This window comes from Kribbella sp. NPDC020701 (assembly GCF_055562215.1).
Genome location: NZ_JBVHFT010000001.1, coordinates 311,278 through 335,590, shown reverse-complemented (window position 1 = coordinate 335,590; position 24,313 = coordinate 311,278). Strand labels below are relative to the sequence as shown.

General features: G+C 68.7%; 24 protein-coding genes. 9 read left to right on the top strand and 15 right to left on the bottom strand.

The annotated features are described in order from the left end of the window. Window positions 1-34 precede the first annotated feature (34 nt). The 7 genes from ACZ3HV_RS01515 to ACZ3HV_RS01485 form a co-directional block, all read right to left on the bottom strand. The gene (locus ACZ3HV_RS01515) at window positions 35-1,645 is read right to left on the bottom strand and encodes a thiamine pyrophosphate-binding protein (protein ID WP_465679795.1); all 1,611 of its coding nucleotides are present in this window, start codon (window positions 1,643-1,645) and stop codon (window positions 35-37) included. Then, a complete protein-coding gene (locus ACZ3HV_RS01510; protein WP_465679794.1) occupies window positions 1,642-2,421 on the bottom strand; it encodes a cyclase family protein in 780 nt (259 codons plus the stop codon). Before ACZ3HV_RS01510 ends, ACZ3HV_RS01515 begins: the two co-directional genes overlap by 4 nt. Before the next feature lie 398 nt (window positions 2,422-2,819). Then, window positions 2,820-3,368: a nucleosidase gene (locus tag ACZ3HV_RS01505; protein WP_465679792.1), complete on the bottom strand. Its 549-nt coding sequence runs from the start codon at window positions 3,366-3,368 to the stop codon at window positions 2,820-2,822. An 8-nt stretch (window positions 3,369-3,376) separates the two neighbouring features. Then, window positions 3,377-4,519 (bottom strand): flavodoxin-dependent (E)-4-hydroxy-3-methylbut-2-enyl-diphosphate synthase, encoded by a 1,143-nt coding sequence (gene ispG / locus ACZ3HV_RS01500; protein ID WP_360371037.1) that lies wholly within the window; start codon window positions 4,517-4,519, stop codon window positions 3,377-3,379. A gap of 22 nt (window positions 4,520-4,541) precedes the next feature. Beyond that, window positions 4,542-5,852, bottom strand: a complete 1,311-nt coding sequence (locus tag ACZ3HV_RS01495) for a M50 family metallopeptidase (protein WP_465679791.1) — start codon at window positions 5,850-5,852, stop codon at window positions 4,542-4,544. Continuing rightward, window positions 5,849-7,060, bottom strand: a complete 1,212-nt coding sequence (dxr, locus tag ACZ3HV_RS01490) for a 1-deoxy-D-xylulose-5-phosphate reductoisomerase (RefSeq protein ID WP_360371043.1) — start codon at window positions 7,058-7,060, stop codon at window positions 5,849-5,851. Before dxr ends, ACZ3HV_RS01495 begins: the two co-directional genes overlap by 4 nt. Window positions 7,061-7,106: 46 nt before the next feature. Continuing rightward, window positions 7,107-7,943: an FHA domain-containing protein gene (locus tag ACZ3HV_RS01485; protein WP_465679789.1), complete on the bottom strand. Its 837-nt coding sequence runs from the start codon at window positions 7,941-7,943 to the stop codon at window positions 7,107-7,109. Window positions 7,944-8,029: 86 nt separating this feature from the next. On the opposite strand from ACZ3HV_RS01485, the gene ACZ3HV_RS01480 reads away from it, so the two are divergent. The 5 genes from ACZ3HV_RS01480 to ACZ3HV_RS01460 all read left to right on the top strand — a co-directional run bounded on the left by ACZ3HV_RS01480 (window position 8,030) and on the right by ACZ3HV_RS01460 (window position 11,295). Further along, window positions 8,030-8,728: a type 1 glutamine amidotransferase gene (locus ACZ3HV_RS01480; protein ID WP_465679788.1), complete on the top strand. Its 699-nt coding sequence runs from the start codon at window positions 8,030-8,032 to the stop codon at window positions 8,726-8,728. A 21-nt stretch (window positions 8,729-8,749) separates the two neighbouring features. Next, window positions 8,750-9,328 (top strand): DUF1707 SHOCT-like domain-containing protein, encoded by a 579-nt coding sequence (locus ACZ3HV_RS01475; protein WP_465679786.1) that lies wholly within the window; start codon window positions 8,750-8,752, stop codon window positions 9,326-9,328. 31 nt (window positions 9,329-9,359) lie between these two features. Further along, on the top strand, window positions 9,360-10,523 hold the full coding sequence (locus tag ACZ3HV_RS01470; protein WP_465679785.1) for an acyl-CoA dehydrogenase family protein: 1,164 nt from the start codon (window positions 9,360-9,362) through the stop codon (window positions 10,521-10,523). Between the two features lie 78 nt (window positions 10,524-10,601). Continuing rightward, window positions 10,602-10,901 carry a DUF6458 family protein gene (locus ACZ3HV_RS01465; RefSeq protein ID WP_465679783.1) on the top strand — a complete coding sequence of 100 codons (300 nt, stop codon included), beginning with the start codon at window positions 10,602-10,604 and terminating at the stop codon, window positions 10,899-10,901. A gap of 22 nt (window positions 10,902-10,923) precedes the next feature. After that, entirely contained in the window at window positions 10,924-11,295 is a 372-nt protein-coding gene (locus ACZ3HV_RS01460; RefSeq protein ID WP_465679782.1) for a nuclear transport factor 2 family protein, read from the top strand. Here ACZ3HV_RS01460 and rny read toward each other — a convergent pair whose 3' ends face one another. The 4 genes from rny to ACZ3HV_RS01440 form a co-directional block, all read right to left on the bottom strand. Beyond that, window positions 11,296-12,972 (bottom strand): ribonuclease Y, encoded by a 1,677-nt coding sequence (gene rny / locus ACZ3HV_RS01455; protein ID WP_465679781.1) that lies wholly within the window; start codon window positions 12,970-12,972, stop codon window positions 11,296-11,298. Between the two features lie 634 nt (window positions 12,973-13,606). Further along, entirely contained in the window at window positions 13,607-14,032 is a 426-nt protein-coding gene (locus ACZ3HV_RS01450; RefSeq protein WP_465679780.1) for an antitoxin, read from the bottom strand. A 185-nt stretch (window positions 14,033-14,217) separates the two neighbouring features. Continuing rightward, a complete protein-coding gene (locus ACZ3HV_RS01445; RefSeq protein WP_465679778.1) occupies window positions 14,218-14,616 on the bottom strand; it encodes an MmcQ/YjbR family DNA-binding protein in 399 nt (132 codons plus the stop codon). Window positions 14,617-14,762: 146 nt separating this feature from the next. Next, window positions 14,763-14,954 (bottom strand): hypothetical protein, encoded by a 192-nt coding sequence (locus ACZ3HV_RS01440; protein ID WP_465679777.1) that lies wholly within the window; start codon window positions 14,952-14,954, stop codon window positions 14,763-14,765. A 132-nt stretch (window positions 14,955-15,086) separates the two neighbouring features. Between ACZ3HV_RS01440 and ACZ3HV_RS01435 the strand changes: the two genes are divergently transcribed. Next, window positions 15,087-15,947, top strand: coding sequence for an alpha/beta fold hydrolase (locus ACZ3HV_RS01435; RefSeq protein ID WP_465679775.1), 861 nt, complete (start codon window positions 15,087-15,089; stop codon window positions 15,945-15,947). A gap of 188 nt (window positions 15,948-16,135) precedes the next feature. Here ACZ3HV_RS01435 and ACZ3HV_RS01430 read toward each other — a convergent pair whose 3' ends face one another. Both ACZ3HV_RS01430 and recA read right to left on the bottom strand, forming a co-directional pair. Further along, window positions 16,136-17,932 carry a regulatory protein RecX gene (locus ACZ3HV_RS01430; protein ID WP_465679773.1) on the bottom strand — a complete coding sequence of 599 codons (1,797 nt, stop codon included), beginning with the start codon at window positions 17,930-17,932 and terminating at the stop codon, window positions 16,136-16,138. Continuing rightward, window positions 17,919-18,992, bottom strand: coding sequence for a recombinase RecA (gene recA / locus ACZ3HV_RS01425; RefSeq protein ID WP_360371078.1), 1,074 nt, complete (start codon window positions 18,990-18,992; stop codon window positions 17,919-17,921). The genes ACZ3HV_RS01430 and recA overlap by 14 nt, the downstream gene beginning before the upstream one ends. A gap of 250 nt (window positions 18,993-19,242) precedes the next feature. Here recA and ACZ3HV_RS01420 point away from each other — a divergent pair, with 250 nt between their 5' ends. The 3 genes from ACZ3HV_RS01420 to ACZ3HV_RS01410 all read left to right on the top strand — a co-directional run bounded on the left by ACZ3HV_RS01420 (window position 19,243) and on the right by ACZ3HV_RS01410 (window position 22,907). Beyond that, a complete protein-coding gene (locus ACZ3HV_RS01420) occupies window positions 19,243-20,034 on the top strand; it encodes a hypothetical protein (protein WP_465679771.1) in 792 nt (263 codons plus the stop codon). A gap of 54 nt (window positions 20,035-20,088) precedes the next feature. After that, window positions 20,089-20,649 carry a GrpB family protein gene (locus tag ACZ3HV_RS01415; protein WP_465679769.1) on the top strand — a complete coding sequence of 187 codons (561 nt, stop codon included), beginning with the start codon at window positions 20,089-20,091 and terminating at the stop codon, window positions 20,647-20,649. A 134-nt stretch (window positions 20,650-20,783) separates the two neighbouring features. Beyond that, the gene (locus tag ACZ3HV_RS01410; protein WP_465679768.1) at window positions 20,784-22,907 is read left to right on the top strand and encodes an MMPL family transporter; all 2,124 of its coding nucleotides are present in this window, start codon (window positions 20,784-20,786) and stop codon (window positions 22,905-22,907) included. 12 nt (window positions 22,908-22,919) lie between these two features. Here the strand turns inward: ACZ3HV_RS01410 and ACZ3HV_RS01405 are convergent, their stop codons facing one another. Further along, window positions 22,920-23,114, bottom strand: a complete 195-nt coding sequence (locus tag ACZ3HV_RS01405) for a DUF3046 domain-containing protein (RefSeq protein WP_360371088.1) — start codon at window positions 23,112-23,114, stop codon at window positions 22,920-22,922. Between the two features lie 2 nt (window positions 23,115-23,116). Further along, a complete protein-coding gene (locus ACZ3HV_RS01400; RefSeq protein WP_465679767.1) occupies window positions 23,117-24,247 on the bottom strand; it encodes an LppM family (lipo)protein in 1,131 nt (376 codons plus the stop codon). Window positions 24,248-24,313 lie beyond the last annotated feature (66 nt).

The window sequence follows — 24,313 nt, the reverse complement described above, 5'->3', positions numbered from 1 at the left end:
ACCTTGCCCCCAGGGTCAAGGTCAAGCCAGCCTATCAATGGCCGCGGAACGCCTCCTCCAGCCACCACGACGGATGGTCCGCGACGACCTTCGCGTCCACGAGCATCGGCGCCGACCGCGGTCCGTTCAGCCAGTCCGTGACCGCGGCGAGGTCGCCGACGGTACGTACGGTCGCGGCCTCGAAGCCGTAGCCCCGGCCGATCGCGGCGAGGTCGGTCGGCGGGAACGTCACCGTGTCCAACGGGTGCCCGCCGGGACCGAAGTGGTGCACCTCAGCGCCGTACGCCTCGTCGTTGTACACGACCACGAGCATCGGCAGGCCGAGCCGGCGTACGGTGTCGAGCTCCGCGGCGCTCATCAGCGCACCGCCGTCACCGAGGGCGGCGACGGGCAGCCGGTCGGGCTGCGCCAGCGCGGCACCGATCGCGGTGGCAAGCCCCAGCCCGATCGACTGGAACGCCTGGGTGAAGCAGAGGCCGTTCTCGTCCGGCACCGACAGGTACGCGCTCGGGTAGCCCATGAAGTTGCCGGAGTCGACGGCGACCACGCGTTCGGCCGGAAGCAGGTCGTCGAGCGCGATACTCAACGTCCGTGGGTCGATCCGCTCCGCCGTACTCGTGTCGTCGTACGCGACGTCCCGCCAGCGCACGCTCCCGAGCTCGGCCGTGCGCCAGCCCACCCGCTGCTCGCCGTACGCCTCGAGCGCCATCGTGGCGGTGAGCTCGACGTCACCGGTGACGCCCAACTGGATCTCGCGATGGACGCCGAGTGCCGATGCGTCGTCGTCGACCTGCACCACCGTCGCGTCGGGTCCGATCAGCTGACCGTGCCGCATCGTCCACATGTTCAGCGCGCATCCCCACCCCACGATGAGGTCGGCGCCGCGGATCAGCTCGGCGGTCCGTGGCGAGGCGAAGCCTCCCGAGATCCCGAGCGACCAGGGGTTGCCGCGGAACAGACCGTGCGCGACGGCCGAGGTCGCGAGGAGTGCGCCGCAGCGTTCCGCCAACAGTTCAAGGGGGTGTCGACATCCACGGGATCCGCGTCCCGCGACGAACACCGGTCGCTCGGCACGCCGCAGCAGGTCGGTCAGGGCGGCGACCTCGGCGGCATCCGGCACCACCGCGTCCCGCGCAGGCGGCGGCGTGAGAGTCGACGCGCCAGCTTCCAACGCCTGCAGAGGAAGCGGAACGTTGAGCAACACCGTTCGGCGTTCACGCACCGCCGTCGTTACCGCACCCAACGCCTCCGCCACCGCGGTCTCCGCCGAGGTGACCCGCACCGGCACCGCGCCCACGGAACGGGCCAGCGCCTCCTGGTCGACGTAGAAGTTCGATCGTGGCTCGGTGACCTCGGCCGCCACGACGACCATCGGCGTCCGGCTCTTCGCCGCCTCGGCGATCCCGGTCATCGCGTTCGTCAGGCCACAGCCCTGATGGACCGAGATCGCGGCGACCGTCCCGCTCATCCGCGCGTACGCGTCTGCCATCGTGGCCGCGCCGCCCTCGTGCCGCGCGGCGACGAACCGCGCGCCGCCGGCCACCATCGCGTTCGTCAGGTGGAAGTTGCCCGACCCGATCACGCCGAACACCTGGCGGACGCCCGCGGCCGCCAACGCGCGACCGACGGCGACCGCGACGTTCATCGACGTTCGACCAGTGCAAGCACCCGTGCGGGAGCGCCGGAGCCGCTGACGATCGGCAACGGTCCGGCGATGACGACGGCGCCGGTCGGCGGCAGCTTGGCGAGGTTCTGCAGCTGCGTCAACCCGTACTTGTCGCTGCCCATCAGGTTGGCGTGGCACGGGAACGGCGGGTCGAACGAGTGTGCCTTCCCGGCGTCCGTACCGACGGTCTCGACGCCGAGGCCGAGTACTGGCGTCTCCTTTGCGACCCAACGCGCGCACTCCGGCGACAGGCCCGGTGTGTGCGGCCCGTTCTCGTCGGCGTTGAGGAACGCCTCCTGCGAGTGCGACCGCGCGTCCCACCCCGTACGCACGAGCAGCCAGCCACCGTCGGGCAGCGGTCCGTTGTCCGCCTCCCAGGCCTTGATGTGGTCGACCTCAACGAGGAAGTCGGAGTTCTTCTCGACCTCGGCGGTGAAGTCCAGCACGACCGCCGGCGCGATCAGCCGGTTGGCCGGGACCGAGGCCACGTCGGCGAGATCCTGGCCGGTGACCCAGTGGTTCGGTGCGTCGAAGTGGGTGCCGGTGTGCTCGCCGCTGGTGAAGTTGTTCCAGTACCACGCCGGCCCGCGGTCGTCGTACCTGCTGATCTCCTCGAGTGCGAAGGGCGCCGTCTGCCCGAACTCCGGCGGCAGCTGGATCACTGGCGTCGACGCGGACAGCGGCGACGTCAGGTCCACCACCTCGACCGACCCGTCGGCGAGTGCTGCGACGAGTACCGACAAAGCCGACGTCATACCGACCTCCAGGAGAATGGCGTAGGAGACCCCGACGCTAAGGCGACGAACGGCACTTCGTCCACCAACCGCACTACTCGACTCATGCCGCGTCACCTGAGGTCCGGGTCGTATTCCGGCAAGTCCCGGCGCTCGCAGCAGGAGCGGATATCCGTTCGGGTTGTGGCTTCTCCGCTCGCACAGCAAGAGAGAGCCCATTACGGCGGCAGATATCCGGCCTTGTGGCTGTTTGTCGGAGTGGCTCGCATCCGGAGTGGTGCCGAGACGTGGGGTTGCGTGCATTCAGACAGGAGGTGTCGCGCGGCCGGTAGTGCGGCTGAGCGTGATCATGCCGGTGCGTACGGTGTCTCGCCGGCGCACTACCTGTCCAGCCGCACACGGTCCGGGCGCGCGCTAGCTCAGTCGACGTAGGCGCGAACCCACTCCCCCAGAACCTTCGCGCTGGCGTCGACGAGTGCCGGCCAGTCCAGCGCCGCCTCGTCGGCCGAGTCCGACACGTGCTTCACGACCCGCACCGGCACGCCGAACTCACGGCACGCATAGACGACGCCGTACGCCTCCATGTCCACCAGATGCGCCCGCTCCGCCAACCGCGCTCGTACGACGGGATCCGTCACGAACACATCCCCCGACGCCAATACCGTCCCGTCCCCACCCTCTACGTGCAGTTCGTCCTGCGGATCGAGGCCGATCGCCCGGATCGCCTCCGCGTTGACGTCGTGGTTGATGACTGTGCTCGGCAGGTACAAGCCCGCCAACCCATCCCTGAGCGCTCCAGTGGTGCCGACATTCAGCACCACCAGGTCAGACGTATCCCGCCCCGCGAGCATCCGCGCGACGGCCACCGCCGCCGCAGTCTTCCCGATCCCCGTCACCACCACCGGAACCCCGTCCGGCACATACCGAGCCTCCCCGGCGACAGCACTCACCACCAGGTACTCGGTCACAGCCCCGGTCAGCTGACGGTGACGGTGGGTTCGCCGGTTTCGCCCATTTCTTCGGCGATGCGCATCGCTTCTTCGATGAGGGTTTCCACGATGGCGGATTCCGGGACGGTCTTGATGACCTCGCCCTTGACGAAGATCTGGCCCTTGCCGTTGCCGGAGGCGACGCCGAGGTCGGCTTCGCGGGCCTCGCCGGGGCCGTTCACGACGCAGCCCATGACGGCGACGCGGAGCGGGACCTCCATGCCTTCGAGGCCGGCGGTGACCTGCTCGGCGAGGGTGTAGACGTCCACCTGGGCGCGGCCGCAGGACGGGCAGGAGACGATCTCGAGCTTGCGCTCGCGCAGATTCAGCGACTGCAGGATCTGCAGGCCGACCTTGACCTCCTCGACCGGCGGCGCGGACAGCGAGACGCGGATGGTGTCGCCGATGCCCTTCGACAGCAGCGCGCCGAACGCGACCGACGACTTGATCGTGCCCTGGAACGCCGGCCCGGCCTCGGTCACGCCGAGGTGCAGCGGCCAGTCACCCGCCTCGGAGAGCAGTTCGTACGCGCGGACCATGACGACCGGGTCGTTGTGCTTGACCGAGATCTTGAAGTCGTGGAAGTCGTGCTCCTCGAACAGCGAGGCCTCCCAGACGGCCGACTCGACCAGCGCCTCGGGCGTCGCCTTCCCGTACTTCTGCAGCAGCCGCGGATCCAGCGACCCCGCGTTCACACCGATCCGCAGCGACGTCCCGTGGTCCTTCGCGGCGGCCGCGATCTCCTTCACCTGGTCGTCGAACTTGCGGATGTTGCCCGGGTTCACCCGGACCGCCGCACAGCCCGCCTCGATCGCGGCGAACACGTACTTCGGCTGGAAGTGGATGTCCGCGATCACCGGGATCTGCGAGTGCTTCGCGATCTCCGGCAGCGCGTCCGCGTCGTCCTGCGACGGGCAGGCCACCCGGACGATGTCGCAGCCGGCCGCGGTCAGCTCGGCGATCTGCTGCAGGGTGGTGTTGACGTCCGCGGTCAGCGTCGTCGTCATCGACTGCACCGAGACCGGCGCGTCGCCACCGACCAGCACCTTGCCCACCTTGATCTGGCGGGTCTTGCGGCGCGGGGCCAGGGTCGGCGGCGGCAGCGCGGGCATGCCCAGGTTGATGCTCATGAGTCCTTAACCGTTGTGAGGGTCAGCCGTTGAAGAGCTTGATCGGGTTCACGATGTCAGCGATGACGAGCAGCACGCCCATCACCACGATCACACTGGCCGCGACGTACGCGATCGGCAGCAGCTTGGCGACGTCGACGTATCCGGGGTCGGGCCGGCCGCGCAGCCTCGCGAAGCCGCGCCGGATCCCTTCCCAGATCGCGCCGATCATGTGGCCGCCGTCGAGCGGCAGCAGCGGGATGAAGTTGAACAGGGCAAGGAACAGGTTCAGCGAGGCGAGCAGCGAGACCAGGAACGCGATCCGCTCGCCGCCGGTGAGCGACTGGTTCGAGGCGATCTCGCCGGCCACCCGGCTGGCGCCGACCACGCTCATCGGGCTGTCCTCGTCGCGGTTGCCGCCGACGATCGACTTGGCCACGCCGACCAGCTTCTCCGGGAAGTTGCCGATCGCCTTGACCGTGGCGACGGTCAGTTCGCCCATCTTGTTGACGACGAACCCGAAGTCCTGCCGCTGGACCTTCATCTCCGGCGAGACACCGAGGAACCCGACCGAGACGAGCTTGTCCGAGCCGGCCTCGTCGGGCACCTGGTTGATGATCGTGTTCGTCTGCAGGGTCACCTGCTGGCCGTTGCGCTCGACAACGATCGTGGCGGCCTTGTCGGTGTTCGCCCGGATCAGCGGGGTGAGCTGGTCCCAGCTGGTGATCTGGGTGCCGTTGAACGACTCGATCTTGTCGCCGACCTGGAACCCGGCCTCCTTGGCCGGCGAGACCTTGTCGGCGTCGGTGCACTTGCGGTCGACGGTGGCCTGCGAGGCCGGGATCACGCAGTCGGTGACCGTGGCCACACTCGTCTGCGCGACGTTGGCGCCGTACAGCATGAACAGGCCGCCGAACAGGACGAACGCGATCACGATGTTGACCAGCGGACCGGACGCCATCACGATCAGCTTCTTCCACCACACCTTCTGGTAGAAGAGCCGGCCGTCGTCCTCGGGCGCGATCGTCTCGTACTCCGCTGTCCGGGCGTTCTCCACCATCGACTGGATCGGGCCCGTGTTGGCCTTGCGGACCTTCGTCGGGTCCTGCCCCTTGGCGGGCGGCATCATCCCGATGATCCGGACGAAGCCACCGGCCGGGATCAGCTTGAAGCCGTACTCGGTCTCACCGCGCTTGGTGGACCAGACGGTCCGGCCGAAGCCGACGAAGAACTGCGTCACCTTCATGCCGAAGGCCTTGGCGGGCACCATGTGGCCCAGCTCGTGCAGGGCCACCGAGATCAGGATCCCGGCGACGAACAGCACGATGCCGAGGATGGTGAGAAGCGCGGTCATGCCTTCGTGGTCTCCTGTAGGCCGGTGAGCTCGCGGGCCCGCTCCCGGGCCCAGCCGTCCGCGGCGAGTACGTCGTCGATGGACAGTTCCTCATACGAGGGTACGTCGTGTTCGGTCACCACCCGGGCCACGGTGTCGACGATCGCCAGGAAGGGCAGCCGCCCGTCCCGGAACGCCTGCACGCAGACCTCGTTCGCGGCGTTGTAGACGGCCGGCGCGGTCCCGCCGCGGGTCCCGACCTCGCGGGCGAGCTGCACCGCCGGGAAGGCCTCGTCGTCGAGCGGCTCGAACTCCCAGGTGCTCGCGGTGGTCCAGTCACACGCCGCCGCGGCGTCCGGAATCCGGTCAGGCCAGCCGAGGGCGAGCGCGATCGGCAACCGCATGTCCGGCGGTGAGGCCTGCACCACGGTGGAGCCGTCCACGAACTCGACCATCGAATGCACGATCGACTGCGGGTGCACGACCACCTCGATCCGGCTCATCGGCAGCCCGTAGAGCAGGTGTGCCTCGATCACCTCTAGGCCCTTGTTCACCAGGTTGGCCGAGTTGATCGTGATCACCGGACCCATGTCCCAGGTCGGGTGCTTCGCCGCCTGCTCCGGGGTGACGTCGGCCATCTCGGCCCGCGACCTGCCCCGGAACGGCCCACCGCTCGCGGTGACCACGAGCCGCTTGACCTCGTCCGCCGTACCGCTGCGCAGGCACTGGGCGATCGCACTGTGCTCGGAGTCGACCGGCACGATCTGGCCCGGTTTGACCCGCCGGGTGACGATCGGGCCGCCGATCACCAGCGATTCCTTGTTCGCCAGGGCGAGCGTCGTGCCCGCGTCGAGCGCCGCCAGCGTCGGCCGGAGCCCGACCGAGCCGGTGATGCCGTTGAGAACCACGTCACACGGCATGGCCGCCAATTCGCTGGAGGCGTCCGGGCCGGTGACGATCTTCGGGATCCTGAACTCGCCCTGCGCGTAGCCCTTGCGCTGCGCCTCGGCGTAGAACGCGAGCTGCAGATCCTGGGCGACTGTGGCCTTCGCCACCGCGACGACCTCGACGCCGAACTCCAGCGCCTGCTCCGCCAGCAGTGCGACGTTGTCGCCACCGGCCGAGAGCGCGAGCACGTGGAACCGGTCCCGGTGACGCCCGATCAGCTCGAGCGCCTGGGTACCGACCGAGCCGGTCGAGCCGAGGATGACGACGGTGCGCGGGTTCACGGCGCCATTGTTCCAGGTGTGCACCCATGGTGACGATCCGGTGCGATCACGACAGGTACAGGCGCAGCGGGTGACTCCCGAGACGGATCTCGTCGCCGTCACCCACCATCGCCGTCCGGACCGGTACGCCGTTCACCTGGGTCCCGTTGGTCGAGCCGAGGTCGCGCACCTCATAGGTGGTCGCGTCGATCCGTAGCAGCTCGGCGTGGTGCCGGCTCACCTCCGGACGGTCCAGGATCAGATCGCTGTCCGGTGCACGCCCGATCCGCGCCAGGTCCAGGAGTGGTACGACGTCTCCGTCCGGCCCGACGAGCACCGGCTGCGGCCCGGTCTCCAGCGCCGACGCGATCTCCACGACTCCGGCGGTGCGGATCGGCAGCGAGACGATCACGTCGTCGCCCTTGTCCACGTGCAGGTTGTGTTGAGCGCCGTACCCCTGCAGGACGTCGTCGTACTCATCGATGACCACCGCGGACACGTGGTAGTAGCCCGGAGGCAGTTGCGCGTACGCCGCTCCGCCCAGGGACGTGGTCAGCACCAGAGCGGCGTACTCGTGGTGACTGACATCGGTGATCGTGATCAGCACCGGGTTGTTGGCAGTCAGGTGAGCCTCGGCCCCGGTGTCGCCGGGAGTGAACTCCACCGTCAGCAGCGGGGCCGGACGGATGTCTTCGAGCCCGACCAGCCGGTCCACGGCCGGCATCGTCCCAAGAGGAATGGACAGTGGCTCGTACTGCCCGTGAGACCGCACCAGGAGGTCCAACCGCGGCTGGCGGGACCTGTCCTTGCTGCGCGCAAGCAGGAACGCGCCCACCATCCCCTTGCCGAAGATGAACGCGACATCCCCCACCACAGCCCGCACGAATCCACTGGTCGGCTCCATCGGCACCCCCAGGGAATCAGTATCGCGGAACCACGACTCCGGTACGGCGGAACACGGTGTGCCGCGCTGCGATTACCTTGGCGCCCATGACAACCGTCTTGATCATCGAGAACGATCCCGGCAGCGGACCGGGCCGGCTGCTCGACTGGCTCGTCGCTCGGGGCTTCTCCCCCGTCATCGTCCGCGCCTGGGCGGACGAGCCGATTCCGGACCGCGCCGACGGCCACGCGGCGCTGATCCTGCTCGGCGGTGGGCTGTTGCCGGACGCCGACGACACCTCACCGTGGCTGAAGGCCGAGCGCGAGCTGCTGCGGGCGACAACCGAACACGGGCGGGTGCCGGTTCTCGGGATCTGCCTGGGCGCGCAACTCCTGGCGCACACCTTCGGCGGCGAGGTCCGCGGGAAGTACGGCCTCCCGGAGAAGGGCGTGACCGAGCTGAACCTTCTGCCTGGCGCTACCGATGACCCGCTGCTCGCCGGTCTTCCGGCGACCGTACGCGCGATCGAGAGCCATCAGGATCAGATCACCCGGCTGCCGGCCGATGCGGTGCCGCTGATGTCCAGCGAGCGGTGTCCCCATCAGATGCTGCGGATCGGGCGCAGCTGGGGCGTCCAGTTCCACCCGGAGGTCGGTGCCGATCGCGTACGCCGGTGGGACCCGGAGCGCCTGCGGTCCCTGGGGTTCGACCCGGAGACCGTGATCGCCGACGCCGAGAAGTACGACGCGGAACTGGAGCAGACCTGGTCGGCGATGTTCGGCCGTTTTCTGGACGGCGCGAACTAACTGAGCGCTACCTTTGGGGGCATGAGTCTGGAGCAGCCGCCGCCTGGGCATCGGGCGTCCGACAACGACCGCGAACGTGCCGCCGCCGTGGTCCAGGAAGCCCACAGTGACGGGCGGCTGGACTTCGAGGAACTCGACGAACGGCTGACCCGGATCTACTCCGCGAAGACGCAGTCGGAGCTCGAGGTCGTCACAGCCGATCTGGAGCCGGTGCGGTCCCGGTCGAACGCGGCCGAGCTGGCCATCAAGGCGACGCACAGCTCTCAGAAGCGTGAGGGCGCGTGGCTGGTGCCCCAGCGGATCGTCGCGCAAGCGAAGCACTCGTCGGTGCGGCTCGACTTCACCGATGCGGTGGTCCGCTGGCCCGAGATCCAGGTCGAGGCCGACCTGGTGCACAGCTCGATCGTGATGATCGTCCCGACCGGCTGGACCGTCACCATCGACGACGTCGAGCTGCACGGCGGCTCGGCCAACAACAAGGCGACCGCCGCGTCGCCATCCGGTCGGCACATCTATGTCACCGGCAAGGCGCTGTACAGCTCGATGACCGTCCGCCACCCGCGCAAGCGGCACTGGTGGTGGCCTTGGTACCGGAAGTGATCCCAAGGCCCGTTGCGGTTAGCGTTTGGGCATGACCGTTTCGCTGGATCTCGTCGATGTCGACTCGCTGCTGACCGAGGAAGAGGTCGACATCCGCGCGACCGCACGGCGGTTCGCGGACGAGCGGTTGCGGCCGTCGTTGCCGGAGTGGTTCGAGACGGCGTCCATCCCGGCCCGGGAACTGGCCAAGGAGCTGGGATCGCTCGGGTTCCTCGGGATGCATCTGACCGGGTACGGGTGTGCCGGGCTCGGACCGGTTGCGTACGGGTTGGCGTGCCTGGAGATCGAGGCCGCCGACTCCGGGATGCGGTCGCTGGTGTCGGTGCAGGGGTCGCTGGCGATGTACGCGATCTGGAAGTACGGCAGCGAGGACCAGAAGAACGAATGGCTGCCGAGGATGTCCGAGGGTGAGGCGATCGGTTGCTTCGGGCTGACCGAGCCCGACTTCGGCTCGAACCCGGCCGGCATGCGCACCAACGCCCGCCGCGACGGCGACGACTGGGTGCTGAACGGCTCGAAGATGTGGATCACCAACGGCTCGGTGGCCGACGTCGCGGTGGTCTGGGCCCGGACGGACGAGGGGGTGCGCGGCTTCGTCGTACCGACAGCCACGCCTGGGTTCTCGGCGCCGGAGATCACCCGGAAGCTGTCGTTGCGCGCCTCGGTGACGTCGGAGTTGGTGCTCGAGGACGTGCGGCTCCCGGCGGACGCACTGCTGCCCGAGGCGCGTGGCCTTTCCGGCCCGCTCGGCTGCCTGAACGAGGCCCGGTTCGGGATCATCTTCGGCGCGATGGGCGCGGCGCGGGACTGCCTGGAAACAGCGATCGGGTACGCCGGTGAGCGGCTCGTGTTCGACAAGCCGCTGGCGGGTTACCAGCTGACCCAGGCCAAGATCGCCGACATGGCGGTCGAGCTGAACAAGGGCATCCTGCTCGCCGTCCACCTCGGCCGGTTGAAGGAGAAGGGCAGCCTGCGCCCGGAGCAGGTCTCGGTCGGCAAGCTCAACAATGTCCGCGAGGCGATCGCGATCGCGCGCGAGTGCCGGACGATCCTGGCCGCGAACGGGATCAGCGGCGAGTACCCGATCATGCGGCACGCGAACAACCTCGAGTCGGTGCTCACGTACGAGGGCACCTCCGAGGTGCACCAGCTCGTGATCGGCCAGGCGCTGACCGGCCACGCCGCCTTCCGCTGAGCGGCGCGTGCATGCTGCGTGCCCGTTCTGGGCACTGGGGGTGAGATCAGTGACTCCGAGTGTTCGGAAGGAGCAGGTATGCGGATCGGGGCCGGAATCGCCCTCATCGTCGTGGGCGCCATCATCGCCTTCGCCGTGCGGGACACGTCCGACACGCTGAACCTGACCGCCCTGGGGATCATCATCATGCTGGGTGGAGCCGCCGGGATCTGGGTCTCCTACCGGCTCGCCAACCCGCGCCGGCGCGGCGACGTCATCGACCCGGAGGTCGAGAAGCAGTACACGACGGCACCGCGCAAGCAGGTCGCCGACCAGCCGATCGATGTCACGCCCACACATCTGCGCGACGATCGTTCGCGGAACTTCAAGTCTGGCTGAAGACGGTCTGGGATCGTGAAGCATGGACCGGAATCGTGAATTGCTGGAGCGGTTGTGGCCGACCGACGATCAGCTCGCGCTGTCGGCGGAGGCGGAACACGAACTGCGTGCCGACGACTACGTGCTGGAGATGCCGCAGTCCGGCGAACGCATCGTCGGACGGGACAAGATGCGCGCGATGCAGCGGGAGTACCCCGCGCCGCCGTCGATCCAGATCCTGCGCATCACCGGCGAGGGCGACCACTTCATCGTCCTCGGCCGGTCGGACTACGGCGGCGACATCTACTACGTCGCGAACGTCGTCGAGTTCGAGAACGGCCGGATCGCGCGCGAGACCCGGATCTACGGCGCGCCGTTCGATCGGCCCGAGTGGCGAGCGAAGTACGCCGACTAGCTACTTTGCGACTTCAGTGGCTCGGGACTCGCGCACGACGGTGACGCGGATCTGGCCGGGGTAGGTGAGCTCCTCCTCGACCTGCTTGGCGATGTCGCGCGCCATCACCTGCGCGGCGATGTCGTCGACCGCGTCCGGTAGCACCATCACCCGGATCTCCCGGCCGGCCTGCATCGCGAACACCTTCTCCACGCCCTCGTGGTGCATCGCGATCTCTTCGAGCCGTTCGAGCCGCTGCACATACGCCTCCAGCGACTCCCGCCGAGCTCCCGGTCGCCCACCACTGACGGCGTCCGCGGCCTGCGTCAGTACCGCCTCGACCGTGCGGACCTCGACCTCGTTGTGGTGCGCCTCGATGCAGTGCACGACATCGTCGTTCTCGCCGTACTTGCGGGCCAGCTCGGCCCCCACGATCGCGTGACTGCCCTCGGACTCGTGCGTCAGCGCCTTCCCGATGTCGTGCAGGAACGCGCCGCGCTTGCACAGCTTCGGATCCAGCCCGAGCTCGGCGGCCATCATCCCGGCGATGTGCGCCGACTCGATCAGGTGCTTGAGCACGTTCTGCCCGTACGACGTCCGATAGCGCAGCAACCCCATCGTCCGGATCAGCTCCGGATGCAGATCGGTGATGCCGACCTCGGCCATCGCGTCCTCGGCGGCCCGCTCGCACAGCTCGGCCACCTCGGTCTTGCTGCGTTCGTAGATCTCCTCGATCCGGCTCGGATGGATCCGGCCGTCCAGCACCAGCGAATCCAGGGTCAGTCGCGCGGTCTCCCGCCGTACCGGATCGAAGCAGGACAGCAGCACGGCTTCCGGGGTGTCGTCGATGATCAGGTTCACGCCGGTGGTCTGCTCGAACGACCGGATGTTGCGGCCTTCGCGGCCGATGATCCGGCCCTTCATGTCGTCGCTCGGCAGGTGCACGACCGAGACGACCGACTCGCTGGTCTGCTCCGACGCGAGCCGCTGCACCGCGCCGGTGATGATCTTGCGCGCCTTCGTCTCGCCCTCGTCGAGCGCCTGCCGCTCGATGTCGCGGACGATCGTATGCGCGTGGCGCTTCGCCTCCGCCTCGATCGACGCGACCAGCTCGGTCCGGGCCTGCTCGGTGGTGAGGTTCGCGACGCCTTCCAGGATCCGGCGGCGCTCGTCCTCGAGATCCTTGATCTCGACCTTGCGCTGGTCGAGCGCGGCGAGTTGCGCGGTCAGCTCGGCCTGACGTTCCTCGATCGAGCGGTGCTGCTCGTCGAGCCGTTCCTCCCGCTCGGTCAGCCGGTGATCACGGCGCTCCATCTCCAGACGCTGCTCGCGCAGGTCGTCGCGGATCGACTGCGCTTCGGCCTCGGCCTCGCGCCGTACGTCGGACGCCCGCCGATCGGCCTCCCGCCGTACCTCCGAGGCCCGGTCCTCCGCGGCGTGCCGGATCTCCTCGGCCCGCTGCTCGGCGGTCTCCGCCCGAACCCGTAGTACGGCGGCCTCTTCCTCGGCCTGCCGCCGGACCAGCTCGGCCGCGGACTTGGCGCCGGCGGCGATGTGAGCGGCCTCGAGTTGGGCGTTCGCGGCGGCCGTGGAACTGTCGGCGGCTTTGCGGCGGGAGAGGGTGAAACCGATCCAGGCGAGCAACCCGGTGATCAGCAGTCCGATCAGGGTCAGCCCCAGGGACGTCGCTGTTGGCATGGCCGCTAGTGACATCGGCATCTCCCCTCTTCTTCGAGTCCGCGCTGAGGCAGGACTTTGGCGTTCGGTCGAAGGGAGTTCGCCACTGGTGCGGTGGAAGAACGGTACGGCTGAACGCACCACCGGTGGAGGGCGGTGCCGTCGTCCATCCGTTACAGCAGCCTTGTTCGCTGCTACCACGGAACGGGCGGTGCGCACGCCGTCCGGTGCCGATCGTGGCTGCTGCCGGAGCCGTCTCTTGGGTGTGCGTCACCCAGAATCGGTACTCATCGCCGCTGCCACCGCCGGATCCGTCCGCCGCGGTGCCGTCTATCCGACGGCGCTGCGAGCCGCCGTCGTCCTTCCTTCAGCTCGGTCGAGCGTGGTTTCGTTTCTTCGTTCCGGCCGGTGTGGCCGGATCAACCGGCCCGCCGGTGCTATGTCCGCCACCGTCAGGTGGAGTGATCCCTTCCTGATTCCGAGGCTAGGCGTGCCCCACCACCCGGTCAAGACGGACACTCACGGGCCGACCGGCGGATCACCGCGAGCACCAGAACCATGACCCCCGCAGGAGACCACCCTCCGCGCTGGTCTGCTCCACAACAAGTCACCCCGGGCATGATGCAGCCCGGGGCGACTTGGTGGTTTGCCTTGCTTACTGGCGCGGGCCGGGGAGGCCGCCGTCGGACTCGCTGCTGCCCTCGGTCGCGGTGGTCTCGGCCTGGCCGGTGGCGGTGCTGCCGGTGGCGGCGCCTTCGGTGCCGGAGCCGGCTGAACTCTCGGGACCCGCGTCAGGCGTTTCGCCGCCGACTACCTGTGCGCCGCCGTCGGTCGCGGTCGAACTGCCGGCCTGGTCAGCGGCTTCCGGAGGCCCGTCGCCGGCCGCCTGCTCGCCGCCGGACTGGGAATCGACGTACGTGCCGACCTTCTGCTGGACCGTGTCGACCTTCTCCGCGTACTTCCCCGCGGTCTGCTTGTCGACCAGATCACCGGCCTTATCGACGCCGGCCTTGATCTTGTCCGGGTTCTGCTTGACGACATTCCGGAGCCAGTTCTTCGCCTGTTCCTGGAAATCGTTCATTGCACCCTCCGCGGTGTCAGGGGCGGATCGACGGAAAATCACAGCCTACGGACCGGCCAAAAACACCGGCCCCACTTCGGATAACACACCGTCATCCCCCACCCGTCAACGCCCCTCGCCGCGCGCACCCCTCCGATTCCGCTCACTCTCCGTGCTTCCCACCCGCGTGCGCAGCCCCGCCCACCCTAGGTTGCGCTGGCGTCGAGGTGCGCTTTCGCCACATCCGCCGGCGCGAAGACCAGCCACCCGTCGAGCAGCGCCTCGCGCAAAGCGGTCTCCGAGACCTCGGCCAGCTCGACCAGAACGGCGGCGTAGTTGTCGAAGTGCGGGATCGTGAAGAACCCGTCGCCGGCTCGTGCGGCGAGCACCGCTTCTTTCTCGGCCAGATCCTCGACCCGGATCGCGAGGATCGGCTCGTCCGGCGGGGTCTCGTCGCCGAAGCGCTTCAGATCCGCCTTGCTGAACGGACGTTCCCACGCGTACGCCTTGCCGCCGACCGCCCAGGTACGGGTGCCGTGGCGCGTCGTCTCCACGGTCTCCGGCAGCGCCGCGACCAACCGTTCCACGTCCGCCAGGGTCGCCATGCCGGTCACGCTACTCCGCCGGCCGGCCCCTCGGCTTGAACAAAAGGAAGGCGTTCGCCCGCCGTTTCTCACCGGCGTCAAGCGACCATCGCTTCAGCGGCGTGGGGTGACCAGGCGATGGGGCGCTCGCCTGGTCACTGCATTCGTCAGAGGCGGTGGCGGGTACCGCGCTCCTGATGCGGAACGACCTGAGCCGACCCCGGCGGCCTCGAGGCGTTCGGCGTACGTCGTCCAGCTGGCGCGTACTGGAACGGGATGTCGTCACGGGCGTAGTACCCCGTCACGTACGGCCCCTTGGCTTTGTCGGCGGCGCGGTGTGCGGGCAGCCAGTTGTCCATCTTGCCGCGGCCGACCCTCCGTCAAGCTCTTCTGTTCAGCAGCGGGAGGGCCTTCGAAGAGGCCTGCAGGATTGGTGCATCAGGTCGCATATTCCGTGGCGGGCTATCGCGCCACCTGCAAGTATCCCGCGCATGCTGACCTTGGACGTGCCCGACGGCACCCGCCTCGCCTACCACCGAAAGGGCTCGGGGGGCGATCGACCGCTCGTCTGCATCCCCGGCGGGCCGATGATGCGCTCCGCCTACTTCGGCGACCTCGGTGGGCTGGCCGCGCAGCGGGAGTTGGTGCTGCTGGACCTGCGCGGTACGGGCGACTCGGCCAGGCCCGCAGACCTCGCGAGCTTCCGGGTGGACCGGCAGGCTGAGGACATCGAGGCACTGCGCGTTGCCCTTGGACTGGAGCAGTTGGATCTTCTTGGCCACTCGGCCGCTGGTGATCTCGTGCTGGCCTACGCGGCCCGCTACCCGGAGCGGGTGCGCTCGCTCGTCCTGGTCTGCGCGCGGGCGCGCACCGCCGGGATCGACTTCCCCGTCGAGCGGCGTCGCGAGGCGCTGGAACTGCGCCAGGAGGAGCCCTGGTACGAGGAGATCCGGCCGGCCTTCGAGCGGGCAGTGTCTGGGGAAGCAAGCGACGCGGACTTCGTGCTGCTCGACCGCCTGTCCTACGGTCGATGGGATGCGGCCGCGCAGGCGCACGCCGCGGCGTGCGAGGAGTGGTTCGACGAGGAGGCGGCGAACGCCTATCTGGCCCCGGGCGCCTTCGACGGCGCGGACGATGCCCGCGCCGTACTGGCTGAACTGGACGTGCCCGTCCTGGTCATCTCCGGTGAGCTGGACGGTTCCCCGCGTCCGGACTCCGCTGCCGAGGTGGCCGGGCTCTTCCCGCGCGGCGAGCACATCATCCAGGCGGGTGCCGCGCACAGTCCGTGGGTGGATGGTCCGGACGAATTCGCCCAGACCGTCATCAAGTTCCTGGCCAGGGACTCCCGGTAACGAGGTGTCCCGCATCTACGGTCGGCGGGGCGTCTGGCGGTCATCCGTCCTTCGGGTGCAGGCGGACGACATTCTCCGTGCTTCCGCCGAGCTCCCCTTCAACCCGGTAGCGGCACGTCTCTCCGTGCGCCGACCGGTCAACTAGCCAGCTCGCCGAGCCGACCGGGTACTGCCTCGCCGCGGCGGGGTCAGTCCTGTTCCAGGCCGGAGGAATCCAACAGCGGAAGCTCTTCGTGACTCGCCGAGAGTTCCTGCTTCACGATCGTCATCGCCAGTCCGCCGGGATAACCCTTCCGCGCAAGCATGCCGAGCAGCCGTCGCATCGCCACCTCACGCTCGAGCGACCGCATGGACCGAAGCTTCCGCCGTACGAGCGTCCGAGCTGTCTCCTCCTCCTGCTCCGGATCCAACTCGTCCAACGCATCACGGGCCAGCTCATCGTCCACCCCACGCCGACGCAACTCCTGTGCCAGCGCTCGCTTCCCCAGCCCACGCCCGCGGTGCCGCGACTCGACCCATGCGTTGGCAAAGGCCGCGTCATCAATCAACCCGACCTCGGAAAACCGGTCCAGCACCTCTTCGGCGACCTCGTCCGGGATTTCCCGCTCAGCCAGCAAGTCCGCCAACTCAGCCCGCGTCCGCGGCTGCCCAGTCAGCTTGTCCAACAAAATCGTCCGAGCCACCGAAGCCGGATCAGCCTCCTGATCCACCCCCGCATCAAACGCCCCCTCGGGCCCCTCACCCCCACGCCGACTCCCCCGCCGCCCCCCAAACTGCCGCCGCGGAGCAGCCCGCCTCTCACCCTCAACCCCACCACCAACAGCCTGTCCACCCAACCCCCGGCTGTCGTTGCCATCCCGACCGGCATCCGCCCGACCGCCACTCGCACCCCGACGCTCGCTCACATCCGAGCCGTCGCCTGCACCCCGACCGTCGCCTGCACCCCGACCGCTGCGTGCACCCCGACCGTCGGTTGTACGTTGCCCGCGAACTGCGACCGGCTCTACCGGATCGGCTGCGGCAACCGCCGACTCACTTGGGTCGCCCGCAGCAACGTCCGTACCGCTCAAGTCCCCGGCGGAAACATCCGGCTCCCTGAGGCCGAGGGGCTCACGCGCGGAGGCACGACCCGCCCTGCGGTCCTCGGCCGCCCGAGCAGATCCTGACGTCCCATCGGCAGGCTCGCTAGCTGCCCCTGCCCGAGATTGACGCGGCACGACGTCTGCCGGCTTGGCATCTGCGGATTCCCCGGACTCGCCCCACGGATCGGCCGCGCTCGAAGTCCCGCCTGGCACAGGAGTCCTGCCGGGCTGTTGCTTGCCCGACCGTCCGCCCGCGTCCTCGGACTCCTCAGATTCACGAGTTCGCTCGTACGCGCCGCGGCTCAGGCTCGACCCCGGTCTCTCAGCGGCGAACGCTCGCGCCGCCGCCAGCCGCTCAGCAGTCCTCTCCTCGGAGGCTCGCGTGGAGTCATCGTCCTGTTCACCCCAGGGGATGTCAGACCGAACAGCTCGCTTGCTCCGGTCCACGCGAGCCCCAGACCGCGACCCGTCGGACAAACCGTCGTCTGCGGAGTGATCCGCCCATGGATCCTCGGTGCCGGCGGTTCGGCGGATCCTGCCCGCGCGGGGGCGGGACGGCGTCACGTCCGCCGAGTCATCGTCGGCGTCGTCCGGCCACGCGGCGCGCCGGTTGGAGTCGCGGTCGCCGGGTGACGGAGTGCGTGGGGTACGCCGGGCTGGGCGGCCGGTGGTTCTCCGAGAGGCCTGGGGGTCGGCGTCGTCCGGTGCTCCGCCTGCGCCGGATGAGGCCGGGTTGCGGCTGGATGTCGCCGCGCCGCCGCCGGCCGCGGGGCCGCGGGCCAGGAGCTCTCGGGCTAGGGCTAGGCGGTCGGCGTGGGGTAAGGACAGAGCCACGGCGGCAGCGTCGTCGGCTGGGGGCCGAGGGACGCTGCCGCCCGCGGGGGGTCGATCAGAAGTCGACATCAACCTCGGCCTTGGCGGCCGCGTCGGCCGGCTGGTCCAGGGTCGGGCCGATGCCCATCTTCTCCTTGATCTTCTTCTCCAGCTCGTTGGCCAGATCGGGGTTGTCGCGCAGGAAGTTCCGCGCGTTCTCCCGGCCCTGGCCGAGCTGGTCACTCTCATAGGTGAACCACGCGCCGGCCTTGCGGACGAACCCCTGGTCCACGCCGAGGTCGAGCAGGCTGCCCTCGCGGCTGATGCCCTGGCCGTAGATGATGTCGAACTCGGCCTGCTTGAACGGCGGGGCCACCTTGTTCTTCACGACCTTGACGCGGGTCCGGTTACCGACGACGTCGGTGCCGTCCTTCAGCGACTCGATCCGGCGCACGTCCAGCCGCACCGAGGCGTAGAACTTCAGCGCCTTACCACCGGTCGTCGTCTCCGGGGAGCCGAACATGACGCCGATCTTCTCGCGCAGCTGGTTGATGAAGATCGCGGTGGTGTTCGTCCCGCTGACCGCACCGGTCATCTTCCGCAGCGCCTGGCTCATCAGCCGGGCCTGCAGACCGACGTGGCTGTCACCCATCTCGCCCTCGATCTCGGCGCGCGGCACCAGCGCGGCCACCGAGTCGATCACGACGATGTCGATCGCGCCGGAGCGGACCAGCATGTCGGCGATCTCCAGCGCCTGCTCACCGGAGTCGGGCTGCGAGACCAGCAGCGCGTCGGTGTCGACGCCCAGCTTCCGCGCGTACTCCGGGTCGAGGGCGTGCTCGGCGTCGATGAACGCCGCGATCCCGCCGGCCCGCTGCGCGTTCGCGACCGCGTGCAGGGCGACCGTCGTCTTACCGGAGGATTCCGGACCGTAGATCTCCACCACGCGACCGCGCGGCAGACCGCCGATCCCGAGGGCGATGTCGAGCGCGATCGACCCGGTCGGGATGACCTCGATCGGCGGCCTGTTCTGCTCCCCCAGGCGCATCACCGAACCCTTGCCGCACTGCCGCTCGATCTGCGTCAGCGCGGTCGCAAGCGCCTTCTCGCGATCGGCCACCGCGCGCTCCGCACTCGCTGCACCCGCCATGTGATTGCCACCTGACCCATCTGATAATCGGGGCCGCTGTCCCAGCCGCCCGAAGAAACTTCGTGTCGCCAGAGAAGGTAAACGTCACCTCGGACAGTTTTCGCCGCCACTTCGAATCTGTGGACAACTCGGCCGTCCGGCGCACCTTCAGGAAACCAAACTATCCCGAACACGTGTTCGAATCGCAACTGACACGCCGAAGCTTGCCCCGGCAGCCGGCCTGGCCCGCCGGCTCCCTACCCTGGCGGGCGTGACAGACCGCCCCGACGTGCCCGATTCCGCTGTCGTCCTCGCGCTCAGCAAGGTCGAGTTCGGCATCGACGCCGTACTCGACTCGCTCCGCACCCAGGACCCGTTCGGCATCCGCGGCATCCTGTCCGGGTACTCCAACCAGGAACAACCCAACCTGGCCGAGAAGGGCTTGATCCTCGCGATCGACCGGCTGCTGAAGATGAAGGTGCCCGGACATACCGAGTGGCCGACGCTGCCGCTGGCCGAGCGCTGCGACTGGTGGGTCGAGCGCCTGGGTGGGTTCGCCGCCGTCGTCGCCGGTCTCCCCCGGATCAGCGGTGCGGTCGCCGACCGGCTGCCGGTCAAGGACACGCTCGGCGCGGCCGTCCAGGCAATGGTGATCGGTGCAGTGTGTCGTGAGTACGGCGTCGAGGCGCATGCCGACCGTACGGCGGTCATCGCACGGGTGCTGACCGACCGCCCGATCACTCCGGACGACGTGCTCAAGTACGACGACCCGACCGCGGCGGGCCAGGAGGTCGGGAGGCATCTGGGCCTCGGAGACGAGTCCGAACAGGCAGGACTGCGCAAAGGCATCCGGCTGGTGTGGCGGATCAGCAAGCTGTTCGGTGGGCTCGGTGACGTGTTCGAGGATCGCCCGCGCGGCAGTCTCGGTGCCCGGTTCATCGGCAAGCTCCCCGCGGTCGGTGTGGTCGGCGGGTTCTTCGACGAGCGCAAGGGCATCCGCAGGGCGGCGTACGAGGCCGCTGAGCTTCTCGTCAGCGGCGCCTTTCGAGTCAAGCCGGTCTGACCTGCCGGACCGAAAGGACTGGGTCCACGGGCGCGGTCCTGGGATGATCTCCGCATGACTGGGATCGTCATCGCGCGACCGGACGAGAGTTGGCCGACGCAGTACGAGAAGACCGCGCAGGCGGTCGGCCATCTGCTCGGCGACCTAGCACGGCGGATCGACCACATCGGATCGACCTCGGTACCTGGCCTGCCGGCCAAGGACATCCTCGACATGCAGGTGACGGTCGAGACAGAGCCTGAGCTGGATGATGCGGTCGAGCGGATGGTGGCGGCGGACTGGGAGCTCCGCCCGCCCAGACGGGACCATCCGGTGCCCGGTCTGCCCGCCGACGATCCGCAGTGGGTGAAGCGCATCGTTCGCGAGCCGATGTACCGGCGGCGGGTGAACCTGCACATCCGAGTAGCCGGTCGGGCGAACCAGCGGTACGCACTGCTCTTCCGCGACTATCTGCGCAGCCATCCGGAGACAGCGCAGGCGTACGGCGCTTTCAAGCGCCAAGCCGCTGCACTGCAGATCGCCGAAGGCGACTACACCGACCTGAAGGATCCGGTCTGCGACTTGATCTACCTGCCGGCCGAGGAGTGGGCGGCCCGCACTGGCTGGACCGTCTGACGGATCGGGCGGTACGACTCAGGGTGAGCGCAGTACTACTGCGCGGTCGTTGACCCGACCTGGCCAAGCCAGCAGGCTGGACCGAGGGACGTCGTGGCCGGCCCGACGTACGGGCGGATGTCCTTCCAGGGGGCGTGGTTCGGGTGGCGGGTGCGGGACGGCTGGCGGCGTTGCCGTGCGGCAAGGTGTCCAAGTGGATCGTGCTGGCGTTGTGGATCGTCGCGGTGGCGGTGTGCTTCAGTCCAGCGGGCAAACTGACCGGTGCGCAGGAGAACGACGCAGTCTCGTGGCTACCCGGTAAGGCCGAGTCCACCGAGGTCTTGAAGGCAACCGCGCAGTTCTCCTCCCCTGACGAGATTCCAGCCGTACTGGTGTACGAGCGCGCCTCCGGGATCACCCCGGCCGACATGCAAGCCGTCGCGGGCCACGTGCAGCAGTACGCCGAGCTGCAGGACGTCGACCGGGAAGTCATCGGCCCGATCCCCTCCGATGATCGCAAGGCACTTCAGGTCATCGTGCCGATCAACGCCGGGACCGGAGGCTGGGAGACGATCGGTGCGCGTGCCGACGACATCAGGCACGTTGCGGCGGACCGTCCGGACGGACTGTCGTTCCACGTCACCGGGCCGGGCGGGTTCGCGGCCGATTCGCAGGAGGCCTTCGCCGGGATCGACGGCAAGCTCCTCTACTCCGCTGCCGCAGTGGTGATCGTGATCCTGCTGCTCACCTACCGCAGCCCCGTGCTCTGGCTGCTGCCGCTGGTCTCCGCAGGTGTCGCGCTCTTCACGGCACAGGCGGTCATCTACTTCTTGGCGACCGAGGCCGACCTGACCGTCAACGCCCAGAGCGCAGGCATCCTCACAGTGCTGGTGTTCGGCGCTGGGACGGACTATGCCCTGCTGCTGGTGGCTCGTTACCGCGAGGAGCTCAGGAGGCATCAGGACAAGCACGAGGCGATGGCGTTCGCGCTGCACCGGGCCGGCCCGGCCATCATCGCCTCCGGGTCCACTGTGGTGGCAGGCATGCTGTGCCTGCTGTTCGCGTCGATGAACTCCACGCGCGGGCTCGGTCCGGTCGCCGCAGTCGGCATCGTGATCGCATTGATCGCCATGCTGACCCTGCTGCCGGCACTGCTCGTCATCTGTGGGCGTTGGGTGTTCTGGCCGCTGCGACCGACGTACGGATCGGATGACCACACCGAGACGAGTGTCTGGGGTCGCATCGGCCGACGGATCGCCGTACGCCCGCGGCTGACCTGGATCGTCACCTCTGTCATCTTGGGTATCGCCTCACTCGGCATCCTGACCCTCAACGCCGGCGGACTCACCAACGAGGAGTCCTTCGTCGGTACGCCGGACTCCGTGGTCGGCGAGAAGGTCGTGGCGGCCCACTTCCCGGCCGGCGCCGGCAACCCACTGGTCGTGGTCAGCAAGGCCGACAAAGCCGCAGAGGTCCGTACGGCGATGTCCTCGACGCAAGGTATCGCCGAAGTGGCCGAGCCGCGGATCGGCGGCGGATCGGCGTACATCGAGGCGACCATGACCGACGCGGTGGACACGCAAGCCGCGAAGGACACCGTCGATCGCGTGCGGGCTTCGGTGCATGCCGTACCGGATGCCGACGCACTGGCCGGTGGCGGCGCCGCGATCCTGCTGGACACCCAGCGGGCGTCCGATCACGACAACAAGGTGATCATCCCCGTGGTGCTTGCCGTCGTGCTGGCGATCCTCGCGCTGTTGCTGCGGGCGCTGGTCGCGCCGGTCATCCTGGTGGCGACTGTCGTGCTGTCGTTCGGCGCTGCGCTCGGGATCAGCTCGCTGGTGTTCAACGCGCTCGGGTTCGGGGGCGCGGACATTTCGCTGCCGCTGTTCGTCTTCGTCTTCTTGGTTGCCTTAGGCATCGACTACAACATCTTCCTGATGACGCGCGTGCACGAGGAGTCGAAGGCGCACGGGACCCGGCGCGGGGCGCTGATCGGCGTGGCCGCGACCGGCGGTGTGATCACGTCGGCGGGTCTGGTGCTGGCCGGGACGTTCGCGGTGCTGGCGACGCTGCCGGTGGTGGCGTTCGCGGAGATCGGGATCGCGGTCGCGCTCGGCGTACTGCTCGACACCATCGTGGTGCGGTCCGTGCTGGTCACGGCGCTGAACCTCGACATCGGCCGGCATCTGTGGTGGCCGAGCAAGTTGGCCCAGAAGCGTGATCCTGAGCCGGCTGACAACCTTCCCGAGGCCGAGGCAACCCTCACCAAGACCTGACCGCGGGACGGTTCAGCGTTCGCTGGGTGGCAGTTGGAGGTGTGCCCAGACGGCGCGCCAGACAGTCTTGGCGTGCTCGCCGTCGGCCAAAGCCTCGACGACCGTACGGCCGCCGAGCCCCTGGACGACCTGGGTCTCCGCCCAGGTCCGTGCGTAGGCCGGACCGAGATGCTGATCCATCCGTGCCCAGAATTCCGTCAGTCTCATGCCTACCCGTTGTCGTCCTTCGGTGGCTGTCCCCAGCCGCCCTGTTGCGGCGGCTGGCCGCCCTGCTGCGGAGGCTGCTGGCCGTACGGTGAGCCCTGCTGTGGCTGACCGGGCTGCCCCTGACCCGGCTGCTGTCCCCAGCCTCCCTGCCCCTGCTGCGGCGGTTGCCCCTCCTGCAGCGGCCGCTGCGGCGGTCCTTGCGGACCCCATTGCCCCTGCCCTGGCGGGCCTTGCTGCGGCTGAGGCTGCCCAGGGTACTGCGGCTGCCCAGACGGACCCGGGTAGGGCCCTTGACCTGGCTGACCGGGGTACTGCCCCGGCTGTCCGCCGTACTGGCCGGGCCGTCCGCCGTACTGACCAGGCTGCCCCTGGTACTGACCGGGCGGACCGTAGCCAGGCTGCTGCCCGTACCCCGGCTGACCCGGGTACTGCCCCGGCGGACCGCCGTACTGACCTGGCTGCCCTGGGTACGGACCGTATTGCCCGTAGGCCTGCTGGGCCTTGGCTTTGCGACCCCGCAGCACGAAGAACACGACCGCGGCGACGACCAGCAGCACCAGCACGATGATGAGAATGAGCAACCAGGTCGGGAAGCTGCTGCCCGCCTCGGACGTCAGCGAGACCTTTCCGAGCTTGTCGAGGCTGTCGTAGGTCGCCGTGCGGCCGTCGATCTTCGCACCGTCGTCGTGCTCCAGGATCTTGCCCGGCATGGTGATCTTGAAGTTGATCTCCGGCTGGCTGCCGGACGGGACCTGACCGAGGCTCGAGTTCACCGAGACGGTGATCTTGTCGCCGTCCTTGCGGAAGCTGACCCCGTCGCCGCTCGAGGTGCCCATCTTGTCGAACGGCACGCTCTCGAAGTCACAGGCCGAACCGACGTACTTGTCGTCGTCGAACGGCTTGCACGTGACGCCCTCGGTGGTGGTCTCCTTGATCGCGTCGTCGATGCGCTTGCGGATCGTGTCGAGCGACTGGCCGCTGGACTGCAGCAGCTGCTTGTCGACCCCGATCTGCATGTTGCCCGAGACGGTCTCGTTCGACCCGACCTTGAGATCTGCGTCGACCTTCACGCACCCGGTGAGCGCGACCAGGCACGCCCCGACGAGGAGCGCTGCACGTACGCGGTTGATCATGTCGCCGATCATTCCAGACGAAGGGGACAAGATCGGCACCGGACCGAGAGCGCCTGCTCACAGCGG